At 56.6% G+C, this 14,220-nt stretch carries 11 protein-coding genes; 1 reads left to right on the top strand and 10 read right to left on the bottom strand.

Annotated features, from left to right (window positions below):
- Nucleotides 1–17: 17 nt before the first annotated feature.
- The 4 genes from ftsX to BN1247_RS15910 form a co-directional block, all read right to left on the bottom strand.
- A complete protein-coding gene (gene ftsX / locus BN1247_RS15925; protein ID WP_054951250.1) occupies nt 18–908 on the bottom strand; it encodes a permease-like cell division protein FtsX in 891 nt (296 codons plus the stop codon).
- Complete coding sequence (gene ftsE, locus BN1247_RS15920; protein WP_054951249.1) at nt 898–1,584, bottom strand: cell division ATP-binding protein FtsE; 687 nt, start codon at nt 1,582–1,584, stop codon at nt 898–900. Before ftsE ends, ftsX begins: the two co-directional genes overlap by 11 nt.
- Before the next feature lie 379 nt (nt 1,585–1,963).
- Nucleotides 1,964–3,361, bottom strand: coding sequence for an argininosuccinate lyase (gene argH, locus BN1247_RS15915; protein WP_074011350.1), 1,398 nt, complete (start codon nt 3,359–3,361; stop codon nt 1,964–1,966).
- A gap of 21 nt (nt 3,362–3,382) precedes the next feature.
- Entirely contained in the window at nt 3,383–4,627 is a 1,245-nt protein-coding gene (locus BN1247_RS15910) for an argininosuccinate synthase (protein ID WP_054951247.1), read from the bottom strand.
- Nucleotides 4,628–4,827: 200 nt separating this feature from the next.
- Between BN1247_RS15910 and BN1247_RS17845 the strand changes: the two genes are divergently transcribed.
- Entirely contained in the window at nt 4,828–5,010 is a 183-nt protein-coding gene (locus BN1247_RS17845; protein WP_147675266.1) for a hypothetical protein, read from the top strand.
- A gap of 65 nt (nt 5,011–5,075) precedes the next feature.
- Here BN1247_RS17845 and argF read toward each other — a convergent pair whose 3' ends face one another.
- From argF to argJ, 6 genes are all read right to left on the bottom strand, one after another.
- Nucleotides 5,076–6,041, bottom strand: coding sequence for an ornithine carbamoyltransferase (argF, locus tag BN1247_RS15905; RefSeq protein ID WP_054951246.1), 966 nt, complete (start codon nt 6,039–6,041; stop codon nt 5,076–5,078).
- Nucleotides 6,042–6,106: 65 nt separating this feature from the next.
- Nucleotides 6,107–9,487 (bottom strand): carbamoyl phosphate synthase large subunit, encoded by a 3,381-nt coding sequence (locus BN1247_RS15900; protein WP_054951245.1) that lies wholly within the window; start codon nt 9,485–9,487, stop codon nt 6,107–6,109.
- Complete coding sequence (locus BN1247_RS15895; RefSeq protein ID WP_074011203.1) at nt 9,480–10,682, bottom strand: carbamoyl phosphate synthase small subunit; 1,203 nt, start codon at nt 10,680–10,682, stop codon at nt 9,480–9,482. Before BN1247_RS15895 ends, BN1247_RS15900 begins: the two co-directional genes overlap by 8 nt.
- Nucleotides 10,679–11,977, bottom strand: coding sequence for an acetylornithine transaminase (locus tag BN1247_RS15890; protein WP_074011201.1), 1,299 nt, complete (start codon nt 11,975–11,977; stop codon nt 10,679–10,681). The genes BN1247_RS15895 and BN1247_RS15890 overlap by 4 nt, the downstream gene beginning before the upstream one ends.
- The gene (gene argB, locus BN1247_RS15885) at nt 11,931–12,773 is read right to left on the bottom strand and encodes an acetylglutamate kinase (RefSeq protein WP_054951243.1); all 843 of its coding nucleotides are present in this window, start codon (nt 12,771–12,773) and stop codon (nt 11,931–11,933) included. Before argB ends, BN1247_RS15890 begins: the two co-directional genes overlap by 47 nt.
- A 106-nt stretch (nt 12,774–12,879) precedes the next feature.
- Nucleotides 12,880–14,133 (bottom strand): bifunctional glutamate N-acetyltransferase/amino-acid acetyltransferase ArgJ, encoded by a 1,254-nt coding sequence (gene argJ / locus BN1247_RS15880; RefSeq protein ID WP_082415970.1) that lies wholly within the window; start codon nt 14,131–14,133, stop codon nt 12,880–12,882.
- Nucleotides 14,134–14,220 lie beyond the last annotated feature (87 nt).

Raw genomic sequence — 14,220 nt, 5'->3', positions numbered from 1 at the left:
ATTCTCTTTCTGTAACTTTATATTTTTAGGAAGCGGCGCATCGATAGAAAACTCCCTGCCGCTCCGATGAATGCCCCTATTGCTAATAATAACCCTGTCACTTGGTACGCCGTCGGGTACATCGGCAACAATTTTAAGAACGGTATTTGCAACGACTTCATCACATCGACACTCACATTGTAATACCCGATTAGTAATAAGATGGTAGGTATTATCGCCCCGATGAGCCCGATGAACAACCCTTCGATGAAAAACGGCCAACGAATAAACCAGTTCGTCGCACCGACGAGTTTCATAATCTCGATTTCCCGACGCCGCGCTAAGATCGTCAGGCGAATCGTGTTCGAAATGAGAAAGACGGAGGCGACGCCGAGTAAGACGATGAAGACGATGCCGACTGTGCGCAACACGCTCGTCGTACTGAACAGCGTTCCGGTGTAATCCGCCCCGTATTCGGCCTTATTGACGCCGTCAATCACCTTAATTTTTTTTGCGACCGCCTCGACCTGTTCCGGCTCGCTCGTCTTGACGATAAAGGCGTGCGGCAGCGGGTTTTTCCCTTCCATGCCTTCGAGCAACTTCGCGTCGCCCATGTCCGTCTTCAACTGTTCCAGCGCCTCTTCTTTGGAGACGAACTCGACGTGCTTCACACCGGGGATCGCTAACATTTCACTCTCGATCGTTTTTGCCTGCGCTTCTTTCGTCTCTAAATCGAGCATGACGCGCACTTGGACTTGGTTCTCGACCGAGTTGACGATGTAGTTGACATTCATGGCGAGTAGTAAGACGACACCTAGTATAAGTAACGTCACCGAGACAGCGCCTGCAGCGGCCACACTCATCCAGCCGTTGCGGACGAAACTTTTTGCTCCCTCGCGTATGTGACGGAAACCGACATCAATCCTCATAACCGTAATCCCCTCGCATCTCATCGCGCACGATTTGCCCGTTCTCAACCGCGATGACGCGCTTTTTCATGCTGTTGACAATGTCCCGATTGTGCGTCGACATTAACAGCGTCGTACCCATATCGTTAATTTCTTCGAACAACTTCATAATATCGAGCGACGTTTCTGGATCCAAATTACCGGTCGGCTCGTCGGCGATCAGCACACTCGGCCTGTTGACCATCGCTCGCGCCACGGCGACGCGCTGCGCTTCCCCGCCCGACAGTTCGTCGGGGTAGGCGTGCATGCGGTCGGTGAGACCGATGAGCTCAAACATTTCGGAGACGCGCTCTTCGATCCGTTTCCGCGGTTCGCCGATAACTTCCATGGCAAAGGCGACGTTTTCGTACGCCGTTTTCCGCGGCAACAGCCGGAAGTCTTGGAAAACAATGCCGATGTGCCGTCTGAGTTGTGGAATTTTGCGCTCATTAATGCGGTCGACGTTAATGCCGTTAATGTAAATCTTCCCTTTCGTCGGCTTTTCTTCGCGGTAAATGAGCTTAATAAACGTCGATTTACCAGCGCCACTCTGGCCGACGAGAAAAACAAATTCCCCTTGATCAATTTTGACGTCGATCGCGCGCAAGGCATCGTTGCCGTTGTCGTACGTCTTCCATACGTCATACATTTCTATCAAACTAGATCACCCTACTCCTCTGTAAGAATGGCTCGTAGGACACGGTATGTACACTGTTCATGCGACAATTGTGCACGCGTGCGACGAGTGTTGCAAGCGGGTAGTCGCTAAGTAGAGCTAGGTGCGTAAGTCGCATCCGCAGCCCAAATCTCGTACGATTCGCATATGAGTCGCGTCAGTCGCTTGCGAGTCTCGTCATCGTCTCGTACTAGCCGCAAAGGCTGTTCGACTAATTGTTACGAACGACGCGGCTACAAAATTCAACAAAACGATTATATCACATTATAACGCGACTCCTGCGAAAAACAAATGTTATTTTTGTGCAAAAAAAACTCTCATTTTGACCGGGATGGTAATGAGAGTGTTTAAGTATCTATCCTTATAGGTTAACGTGCTTCAACCACTGTTCAGTTTCACTTAATGCGCTTTTTCTTTTTTCTATCACAATTTCCACCTGTTCTCGCGCAGGCCCGCCGTACACGTCGCGTGCATCGACGACTCGCTCGATCGCCAATGCCTCGTAGACGTCGTTGCCGATTTTTGGCGCAAACTGTCGAAACTCGTCTAGGCTGAGGTCGAGTAAAAATTTCTGCTGCGCGATGCAGTACAACACCGTTTTCCCGACAATTTCGTGCGCCTGGCGAAACGGAATGTTTTTGCGCACGAGATAGTCGGCTAAGTCAGTCGCATTAGAAAAGTCCTGTTCCACCGCTTGCCGCATGTTAGCGCCGTTGACGCGCATCGTCGCCATCATCGGAGCCATAAGCTTAAGCGCGCCGACGACAGTGTCGACCGTGTCAAACAATCCTTCTTTATCTTCTTGCATGTCTTTGTTGTAAGCGAGCGGCAGCCCTTTGAGTACAGTCAGAAGCGCGACGAGGTTTCCGTACACCCGGCCGGTCTTGCCGCGCACGAGTTCGGCGACGTCCGGATTTTTCTTCTGCGGCATAATACTCGAACCGGTACAAAAGGCGTCGTCTAATTCGATAAAGGCGAATTCTTGGCTCGACCAGAGCACGAGTTCCTCACACAAGCGCGACAAGTGCGTCATGAGCAGCGCACACCCACTTAAAAACTCGACGACGAAGTCGCGGTCACTCACAGCGTCAATGCTGTTGTCGTACAGGTCGGCAAAAGCGAGCTCCTCTGCAACCATGTGGCGATCGAGCGGGAACGAAGCGCCGGCAAGCGCGCCCGCACCGAGCGGACAGACGTCGACACGCGCGTAACTGTCGATCAGTCGCGCAATGTCGCGCCCAAACATGGCCACGTACGCCAGTAAGTGGTGTGCGAAGCGGATCGGCTGTGCCCGCTGTAAATGGGTGTAGCCGGGCAAAACCGTATCGACGTGCGCCTCTGCCTGTGCGAGCAGCGCCTCTTGCAGGGCGGCGGTGAGGCGCACGACGTCAACCGTCGCGCGGCGCACGTACAAGTGCAAATCGAGGGCGACTTGGTCGTTGCGGCTTCTCCCGGTGTGCAGTTTGCCGCCGAGCGGGCCGATCGCCTCCGTCAACCACTTTTCCACACTCATATGAATATCTTCGTCGGCCACATCGTACGTTACGTCGCCGGCGGCGATTTTTTGTTGCACGTTCTGTAGTCCGTCGCTAATCGTCGTCACTTCGTCTTGCGTTAATACGCCGATTTTACCGAGCATGTGCACGTGCGCTAGGCTCCCACGGATGTCTTCTTCTGCCAAACGGCGGTCAAACGCAAGAGAGGCCGTGTAGGCCTCTACCAATTTATTCGTCGGTTGGGTGAAGCGCCCACCCCACATTTTTGTCACTGTCGATCCCCCCTACAACTGCTCGACTTGTTCGCCCTTGACGACGAAACTCCCTTGAGCGTGCTTTTTGGTCACTTGGGCGTGCACCTTCGTCGGCAAACCCCACAGCTCGATAAAACCGACGGCTGCCGAGTGGTCAAACGTATCGTTAGCCGTATATGTCGCTAGCTCTTCGTTGTACAGCGACTGTGGCGAGGTGCGTCCTGTCACCGTGCAGTGGCCTTTAAACAACTTGACGCGTACTTTACCGCTGACATACTGCTGTGTCTCGTCGACGAAGGCGTCGAGGGCGTCTTTGAGCGGGGAGAAGTATAGCCCTTCGTAAATGAGCTGGGCCCATTTTTGTTCGACGAGTGGTTTAAACTGGCAAATGTCCCGCGTCTGGGTCAAAAACTCTAGCTCTTTGTGCGCCGTCATTAACGTCACCGCTGCCGGACATTCGTACACTTCGCGCGACTTAATGCCGACGAGACGGTTTTCGACGTGGTCGATCCGTCCGACGCCGTGCTTACCTGCCAGTTGATTCAGTTTGGAAATGAGCGCTGCGAGCGTCATTTTTTTACCGTCGAGTGCGACGGGAACCCCTTTTTCAAACGTCAATTCAATTTCAGCCGGCTCATCGGGCGTCTCGTTTAAAGGTGCTGTCCACTCGTAGGCATCTTCCGGCGGCTCCGCCCACGGATTTTCTAAAATGCCGCACTCGTTACTGCGACCCCACAAGTTTTGGTCGACACTGTACGGCTTGTCGACATCGACTGGCACGGGAATATTGTGGTTTTTCGCATAGGCAATTTCTTCCTCGCGCGACATCGCCCACTCCCGCACCGGAGCGATCACTTGTAGATCCGGGTTTAGCGCCGCTGCGGCGACGTCGAACCGCACCTGATCGTTCCCCTTTCCCGTACACCCGTGCGCAATCGCCTCGGCCCCTTCCGCTTCCGCGACTTGTACTAACACTTTGGCGATGAGCGGCCGCGACAGCGCCGACACGAGTGGGTACTTCCCTTCATACATCGCATTCGTCTTCAACGCCGGTTTTAGAAATTCCTCGGCAAACATCTCTTTCGCGTCGATGACGAGTGATTTAATCGCGCCTACTTGTAACGCTTTTTCCCGTACAAAGTTTAAGTCCTTCCCTTCCCCGACATCGAGCGCGACGGCGATGACATCGTATCCGTATTTATCTTGCAACCACTTGATCGCCACTGACGTATCTAAGCCGCCCGAATAGGCTAGCACCACTTTTTGTTTAGCCATGTAAACATCGTCCCCCTAAATAATCATTCATCCTTAAGAATAATTATACACAGTTCCGCGCAAAAAGCTAGTTTTTTTTCTACTTTCGGTTGCCGCTTATTCATGAGATAGTGAGTGCCGATTGCGCTGTCGCCACTAAGCATTATCAACTTTTATTATTGTTGAATATACATGTAGGACAGAAAGTGAGGGATGATCTGATGCCACAACCTGTGCGTAGGCGACACCCGCCAAACTGGAGGCAAAAACTAACTCGACCAAACTTTCCCGAAGAGACCGAACTGTTTTATATGTCGCGTCTATTGTATATGATTAGTGCGGCGATCGCCTTCATCGCCTCCGTACTCGTATTCGTCCTCGCCCGCGAAGAGAAAAAGGGGTAGCAACCGCCTCCTTACTAGTGAACGCCCAACCTGCCTTCCTAATAATAAAAAGTGATAAAAAGAGGTCACAATAAACTCGCTAAAATCGCCTTTTGTGCGTGTAGGCGGTTTTCCGCTTGCTCGAAGATGACCGAACGCGCGCCATCGATGACGCCAGCTGTCACTTCTTCGCCGCGGTGAGCCGGTAAGCAGTGCATAAAGACGGCATGCTCCGTCGCTTGCGCCAAAAGCGACTCACCGACTTGAAACTGCTGGAACGCTTGCAGTCGCTCCGCAGTCTCCGCTTCTTGCCCCATACTTGCCCACACATCCGTATAGACGGCGTCGGCACCTGCTACTGCCACTTGTGGTTCGTTCGTAATCGTCACGGTGCCGCCCGTCTCTTTTCCTATTGACCGGCACTCGGCGACAATGTCAGCGAGTGGCTCGTAGCCGGGTGGCGCAGCGACGGCAACGTGCATCCCGAACTTTACGGCTCCGGCTAACAGCGAGTGGGCCATGTTGTTGCCGTCGCCGATGTACGCCAGTTTTCGTCCTTTAACGTCGCCGAACTGTTCCATTAAGGTCATCATATCGGCGAGCGCTTGACAAGGATGAAAGCGATCCGTCAACGCGTTAATGACCGGCACGCTGGCGCAGCGGGCGAGTTCGACGACGTCGCTATGGGAAAAAGTGCGAACCATGATGCCATCGACGTAGCGCGAGAGGACCCGCGCCGTGTCGGCAACGGTCTCCCCCCGCCCTAATTGAATATCGTCTTGCCCTAAAAAGAGGGCGTGCCCGCCGAGTTGATACATCCCTGTCTCAAACGAGACCCGCGTCCGCGTTGACGCTTTGGCGAAAATCATCGCCAACGTTTTGCCTGCTAGCGGCCGGTACGGGACTCCTTCTTTATGCTGCTGTTTGAGTTGCGCCGCTAACGAGACGAGCCCCTGTAATTGTGCGGTACTGTAATCTAGCAGTGTCAAAAAGTGACGACCCTTTAACGACTGTGCGGTAGTTTTAGTTACGCTTTGCTCACTGTCCGACATAAAAACGCTCCTTTCTAAATGGAGAGATACCGTTCTACTAGTGAAAATGGTTGTAACCTGCCGACTCATGCGTTGGCACACGACTCATGCGTTGGCGCGAAATTGTGCCAACGAAGAAACGCGAGGCGCCGTCTGCTCTTGTGGCACGCGGAGAGACCAGGCGAGCGTTTCAAGTGAATAAAAGAGTGGCACCCCGTGCAACAAGCATTGCTCACGCAGGCGGAAGCCGGCGCGATCCGCCTCGCCGCCCTGCGTCCGGCGCGATCCGCCTCGCCGCCCTGCGTCGGCACGTTGACGACCGCACGGATGCGCGCGGCGGCAATGTGCCCGAGTGCTTCCTCGAGCGAACAAGCGGTCACCTTCAGCCCGTGCGCCCGTAGCGCCGTCGCAGTACCCGCCGTCGCAAACAACGGGACTCCGCGATCGTGCAATTGTTGCGCAAACGGGACGAGTGCCGCCTTTTTACTGTCGCACACGCTGAACAGTACACCTGTTGCACCGTCGCCGTCCCACAGAGCGCGTACTTCTGGCACGGCCTTGCCAAACGCTTCTTCTGGAGTCGCTCCGAGACCGATCACTTCTCCGGTCGAGCGCATATTCGGGCTCGGGGCGGCATCGATTCCGCGCAGTTTTTCCGCGGAAAACACCGGTGCTTTTACTGCGAACCCGCGCGGTTCCTTAAGTAGTCCGCACGGGGCAAAGTCAGCCAGTTTCTCGCCCAGCTGCACGCGCGTCGCCCACAGCAGGATCGGGTACCCTGTCACTTTGCTGACGAGCGGTACGGTGCGCGACGCCCGCGCGTTCACTTCTAACACGTACACGGTGTCCCCGTCGACGACGAATTGAATGTTGAGCACGCCTTTGTGCTGTAACGCCCGGGCGATATTCTCAGTGTATGTGACGATGTCGCGCTGGACGCTTTCCGCGATGCCTTCCGCACCGAAAAAGGCAATGCTGTCGCCGGAGTGGACGCCCGCTTTCTCTACTTGGCGAATGAAGAGCGGGATCGCTACGTCACACCCGTCGGTGACGACGTCGATTTCGATTTCCTCGCCTTCGACGTAGCGGTCACACAATAGGGGGTATGCAGAAGGCTGATACGACTCTCGCTGTAACAAGTGGCGCAGTTGCCCCTCGCTGTGCACAATTTGCATCCCTTGCCCGCCGATGACGTACGACGGTCGCACGAGTAAAGGATAGCCGAGTTCCGCGGCGATCGGCAGGACGTCGGCTGCGCACGCCGCCGTTTCCCCGACGATGTGTGGGATCGCCAGCTGTCTCAGCATCGTGTAAAACTGTTCCCGGTCTTCGACTCGCGCGATCGTCTCCGCACTCGTTCCAAGTACAGTCAGCCCGTTCGCCTCTAACGCAGTCGTCAATTGAATCGCCGTCTGTCCACCGTACTGGACGATCACGCTGTCGACGCGTTCCTTCTCGGCGACGGCGAGCACGTCGTCAATCGTGAGCGGTTCAAAATAGAGGCGATCGGCAGTTACATAGTCTGTACTGACCGTCTCCGGATTGTTGTTGACGACGACGGCTCTGACGCCGAGCTGCTGCAGCGCTTTTACCCCGTGCACGGAGCAGTAGTCAAACTCAATCCCTTGCCCGATGCGAATCGGCCCCGAGCCGACGACGAGTACTTTTTTTTGCCGCTTCGATTCCGCGCCTACTGCTGCTGCACTTTCCACAAACGCCACGTCTGCTGCGTTTGCAGCGTCTTCGTCTTTAGCGCCTGTTGCGTCACCTCCGTTTGCTGCAGGAGCAGCCTCTATTGCCTTTGTTGTACCTGTGACGACCACTTCGTCCACGCCGTCCCAGGTCGCATAAAAATACGGCGACTGCGCCGCATACTGGGCAGCACAGCTGTCGACACTTTTGAACGCGGGCTGCCACCCCCACTGTTGCCAACGGGCACGGACAGTGTCTACCGGGACTCCACACAGTGTGGCAAGGTGCGTGTCGCAAAACGCATACCGCTTCGCCTCGTGGAGCAACTCTTGCGGCAATTCTTTCCAAGGTGTCGCCGCCAGTTGTCGCTCCAACCTGACGAGCCGCTCTACTTTAAATAAAAAAAACGGATCGATCAACGTTAGATCGTGCACATCGTCGAGCGACCAGCCGCGGGCAAACGCCTCGCCGAGTAAAAACAACCGTTCGTCGTCCGCTTGCGCCAACCGTCGGCGTAACGCGGCGTCAGACAAGGAATCCGTTCCCGCCTCTAACAAGCCGTACCGTCCCGTATCGAGAGAGCGGATCGCCTTCATGAGCGCTCCTTCAAAATTGCGGTCGAGCGCCATCACTTCTCCCGTCGCTTTCATTTGCGTCCCTAACTGGCGGTCACCTTGGGGAAACTTGTCGAACGGCCAGCGCGGCAACTTCACGACGACGTAGTCGAGCACCGGTTCTGTACTCCCGTCCGTCGCACCTGTGAGCGGATTGACGACTTCGTCTAATCGGTAACCGAGTGCCAATTTGGCAGCTACACGCGCAATCGGATAACCGGTCGCCTTGGAGGCAAGCGCACTGGAACGACTCACGCGCGGATTTACTTCGATGATCGCGTACTGGCTGGTCGCGGGGTTAAACCCGAATTGAATGTTGCACCCGCCGACCACTCCGAGTGTGCGAATGACTTTTACCGCGGCGTGACGTAGCATTTGTTCTTGTGCGTAAGACATAGTTTGCACCGGGGCGACGACGATACTGTCGCCGGTGTGAATGCCGACCGGATCGACATTTTCCATCGTGCAGACGACGATACACGTGTCGTTTGCGTCGCGAATCACTTCGTACTCGATTTCTTTCCAACCTTTGATGCTTTGCTCGACGAGTACTTGCTGAATCGGACTCATTTGTATACCGCGCCGCACGAGTTGCTGCAGTTCCTCGCGATTTGCCGCTGTTCCGCCGCCCGCACCGCCGAGTGTAAACGCCGGGCGGACGATGAGCGGAAAGCCAATTTCTGCAGCAAAACGCTCTGCGTCACCGACGTTTCGCGCCGCCGTGCTCTCGGGAACCGGTTCCCCAATGCGCAGCATTTCGCGTTTGAATTGCTCCCGGTTCTCGCTTTTTTCAATCGAGGCGAGCGGCGTGCCCAACAGTTCTACCTCGTATTGGTCGAGTACCCCCGACTTTGCCAACCCAAGCGCTAAGTTCAATCCGGTCTGGCCGCCAGTTGAGGCGATTAGGCCGTCTGGACGTTCCCGCGCGATAATCGCCGTGACGGATTCTACCGTGAGCGGCTCCAAGTACAGCGTGTCTGCCACTCCCTCGTCGGTCATGATCGTCGCCGGGTTGTTGTTGACGAGGACGACGTGTACCCCTTCTTCTTTCAGGGCGAGACACGCCTGTGTCCCGGCGTAGTCAAATTCAGCCGCCTGCCCGATCGTAATCGGGCCGGAACCGATGACGAGTACTTTTTGCAACATCGTTCGCTTAGGCATAGACGCTCTCCTTTCGCACAACATTGACTCGCTCGGCAAAGCTGTGCCACATCTGCTCACAGTACGGGGGCCACAGTTCGACCGCGTGCCATGCATCGCCAGCTTGACGCGATTCGGGCGACAGTTTCCCGTATTGTAACTGCTGCGACAACGGAACGTGTGGTTCGCTGGCGTGCGGTTGACACTGCACACCGTACAACGGGTAGTCGCGGTGCTCGCACGCAAATACGATCTGCCCGTCTGTACTTACTTGCGTTACTTTCCAATGTGCCGCGGCGAGCGATTGCTTCGCGACGATGTAACGACTATGGTGCACCACGTGGTGCACGCGTCCGCTAGCAATGTGCACGACTGGCTGGCGCATGCCGCGGAACGGAGACGGGTAGCGTGTCGTCGTAGCGCCGAGCGCCAAGGCGGCGACGTGGTAACCGAGCCCAAAACCGAACATCGGCAGCTTGGTAGCGAGGGATGGCAGCGACGCAGCCCTCGCCCACACATTGCGCGGATCGCCTGGTCCGTCGGACAACACGATCCCGTCTGCTTTCACTGCTAAAATGCGCGGTGCCGACCAGTGGTACGGCACGATCGTCAGGCGGTATCCCGCTGCCCGCAAACGAGTGACGAGCGGTTGCACACAACCGAAGTCGAGCACGACGAGGTGGGCGGCGTCCGCCGCTCCGGCATACGTTACTGCCTTTCCTACGTCAGCGTGCTGCAGCGCGTGCACATCCGTACGCGCAGACCCCGCTGTCGCCATGCGCGCGACCGACTCCGCACCACTCGCAAGGCCGAACGCACCGTACACAGACGCCTGCCCGCGAAGGGACGCTGCGACGGCGCGTGTGTCGACCCCGTACAAGGCGGGAACGCCGTCCGCTGCTAACACGTCGGCTAACGTCGCCGTCCCATCAGGCGCGCTCGGAAATGTGCAGTAGTCGCTCACGACGACACCGGCGACAGTCACGCGGTCCCGTTCCCTTTTGGGAAGCGGAAAGCCGTAATTGCCGACTAACGGATACGTAAAAACGACGATCTGCCCGCGGTACAAAGGGTTCGTCAACACGTGCTCGTAGCCGCCCGCACCGATGTAACAGACGACCTCTCCTTGTACCACACCCCCTTGAGCCCCGCTGGGAGAGCAGAGCCATTTTCCGCTAAACGATTCCCCTGACTGCAAGGTGAAGTATGCCTTCATTGCGACGGCACCCCCGACTGAGAGACAGCAGATCCCGCAGGTGTAGCGGAATTAGAAGGTACCGAAACGGTTGACGGACTCTCGTGTTTCGTAAGTGTAGCGGAATCGGAAGCTGCTGTCGGATCCGCGGAAGCTACTGCGTCGGCAAAAGCAGCCTTGAGTAAATCGACCGCTTCTTTTAACTGCTCTTCCGTTACAACGAGTGGCGGTAACAAGCGCACGACGTCTGCACCTGCCGGTAAGACGAGCATGCCTTGTCCCTGCAATGCCGCAATGAGTTCCGCCGCGCGCGGTTCACGCAAGGCAATGCCGAGCATTAGCCCGTGCCCGCGCACATCAGCGACTAGCGGGTGACTGTGCAGCTGTTCCGCAAGTGCAGCTTTAAGCCATTCCCCTTTTTGCTTTACTTCGGTCAAAAAGCCTTCCGCCGTCAACACATCGAGTACGGCGTGCGCACTGGCCATCGCCAGCGGGTTGCCACCAAATGTCGATCCGTGGCTTCCCGGCCCAAAATGTTGTGCGACTTCCTTCGTCGCCAGTGTACAACCGATCGGAAAACCATTCCCTAACCCTTTGGCCAACGTGACGATATCGGGCGCGAAGTCGTACATCTCGTGGGCAAACAGTGTCCCCGTGCGCCCCATTCCCGTTTGGACTTCGTCGACGATGAGTAACACATCGCGGGCGCGGCAGAGCTCGGCAACCTGGTGTAACCACGCGGAGTCCGCCGGACGTAACCCGCCCTCACCTTGCACGACTTCGAGCATCACTGCCGCCGTGTGCGGCTTAAGCGCCTCGGCCAACGCCGCCGCATCGCCCCACAGTACCGTCTCAAACCCGGATGGCAGCGGCGCAAACCCTTGTTTCACCTTTTCTTGACCTGTCGCGGTCAACGTCGCCAACGTGCGCCCGTGAAACGAATGCGTAAAGGTCACAATTTCCGGCGCCTCGATCCCTTTCCGTTCACTGGCCACTTTGCGTGCCAACTTAATCGCCGCTTCGTTAGCCTCGGCACCACTGTTGCAAAAAAAGGCAGCGTCCAAGTGACTATCAGCTGTCAGCCGCGCGGCTAACTCTTCTTGCGCCGGAACGGTAAACAAGTTGCTCACATGCCACAATTGGTGTGCCTGCTTCTCGAGCGCCTGCACGACGTGCGGGTGGCAGTGCCCGACGTTTACGACCCCGATTCCCGCTGTAAAATCTAAATATTGCCTCCCAGCGTCATCCCACACATAGGCGCCCTCTCCTTTAACGAGTGTAATCGGCCAGCGCGTATACGTCGCCATTAACGCCATTTGTCTCACTTCCTTCCACTACGACACGCGTCCCTGGAAACGCCTCTCCGCCGCCAGTGTACAACGCCTGTAACATGTCAGGATGCTTGCCGTCACCGATACAGACAGCGGCGACATTGCCGGCGACACTCGTCAACACGGCCTGCGCTTTCGGGATCATCCCGTCAGCAATCGTCCCCACCTCGATCAGTTGCTCTAGCTGCTGGGGCGTCACTTGCTTCAGCGTCTGCCCATCGCGGGCTAAAATGCCCGGAACGTCGGTGGCGAAGACGAGTTTATTTGCCGCGAGCGCGGTCGCGATTGCTCCCGCGGCACTATCGGCGTTCACATTGTAATGCTGTCCCTGCGCATCGACGCCGAGCGAAGCGACAACTGGAATCCACCCACTGGAAGACAGTTTGCGGAGCACGTCTACGCGGACGCGGTCGACTCGTCCGACGTAACCGAGCGCCTTATCATAAGGCTGTACGCGTAGCAAGCCACGGTCGACACCGGAAATGCCAAGCGCCGCCGCCCCAGCTCCTTCCAACCGGGAGACGATCTGTTTATTCAGCGTCCCCGCAAGCACCATCTCGACGAGCTCGAGTGTCGGCGCGTCGGTCACGCGCAGCCCCCCCGAGAACGTCGCCGGGAGCGCCAATCGCTCCATGTACGCATTAATTTTTGGCCCACCGCCGTGCACGACGACAAGCTGCACACCCGCGCGCTTCAATGCTGCACACTGCTGAAAAAAAGCGTCTGGCAGCTCTCCCAGCAAGCTCCCCCCTAACTTAATGACGACTGTTTCGTTCTTCATCCCCACTCCCCACTCCTTTTGAATACGTGTATAAAAATGTGCCGCAGCACCACTGCCGCGGCGCCACTAACCTTTCCCAGTAACCGTAAAATCAGCGCGCCTTTATTCACGTGCGATAACTCGCGTTAATGCGCACGTAATCGTACGTAAGGTCACATCCCCACGCGGTCGCTCCCACATCCCCTGAGTGTAAGTCGACATCGATCACAACTTTTTCCCTTTGCATGGCGGCCCGTACGTCTGCTTCCAAGGTGTCGACCGCGACGCTGTGCTGCACGACCGGCACCCCGCCAATGGCGATGTCTACTTGAGTAGCATCAAAAGACGCCCCCGCGTAACCGATCGCGCAAATAACCCGCCCCCAATTGACGTCAGCGCCAAACACCGCTGTCTTCACTAAGCTCGAACCGACGATTGTTTTCGCCACTCGCCGCGCATCGGCCACCGTATGCGCGCCGCACACATTCACTTCGACCAACTTCGTCGCCCCTTCGCCGTCCCGGGCGATCGCCTGTGCCAACTGTTCGTTTACGTAGTGAAAGGCAGCAGCGAACGCTAGCCAATCCGGGTGTCCTTCGTGCAACGAACGGTGCTCGGCCAATCCACTCGCCAGCACTGTTACCGTATCGTTCGTGCTCGTGTCGCCGTCGACCGTAATCATGTTATACGTGTCGTCCGTCGTCTTCCGCAGCAACTGCTCTAACTCGGACTGGGGGATCACTGCATCCGTCGTAATAAAACTAAGCATCGTCGCCATGTTTGGCTTAATCATGCCCGATCCTTTTGCCGCCCCGGCAATGTGCACCTCGCAGCCGTCGACCGTCACCGTCACCTGCACTTTTTTTGTCACCGTATCGGTCGTTAAAATCGCCTCGCAAAACTGTTCCGCGCCCTCCGGTGCCAACCGCGGCGCGAGTGTACGCAATCCGTTCACCATTTTCGCTACCGGTAGCCGTTCGCCGATCACCCCCGTCGAACCGACGCCGACGTAGTGAGGGGGGATGCCGAGCAGCTCAGCCGCTTCATTTTGAATCGCGCGGGCATCTTGCTCTCCCTTCTCTCCCGTGCACGCATTCGCGACGCCACTGTTGACGACGAGCGCCTGTAACTTGCCCTCAATCGCTAAACTCGCTTGTGTCACTTTGAGCGGGGCCGCTTGAAACGCGTTCGTCGTGTATACTGCCGCCGCTGTCGCTGGGACCGTGCAAGCGACGATCCCTAAATCGAGCCGCGAGCGCCGAATGCCACAGTTGATCCCTCCCGCCGTGAACCCACGCGGCGCTGTAATCCTCGGTTCTGCAGCAATTTTAAACCCGTCGCCCTGTTCCCGCGTTGTTGCAGTTAGTACGTGACTGTTCATCCGACTCTCTCTCCCTCTCCGCAAGGTTAAATTTTTTCATCCGACATCTTCTTGCTCCATATCGTCTGAATCACTCGGTCGTCGCCA

This window comes from Numidum massiliense (assembly GCF_001375555.1).
In the GTDB taxonomy this organism is placed as follows: Bacteria; Bacillota; Bacilli; order Thermoactinomycetales; family Novibacillaceae; genus Numidum; species Numidum massiliense.
Note: the sequence above shows the minus strand (reverse complement) of the source record. Positions and strands in the feature narration are given on the sequence as shown.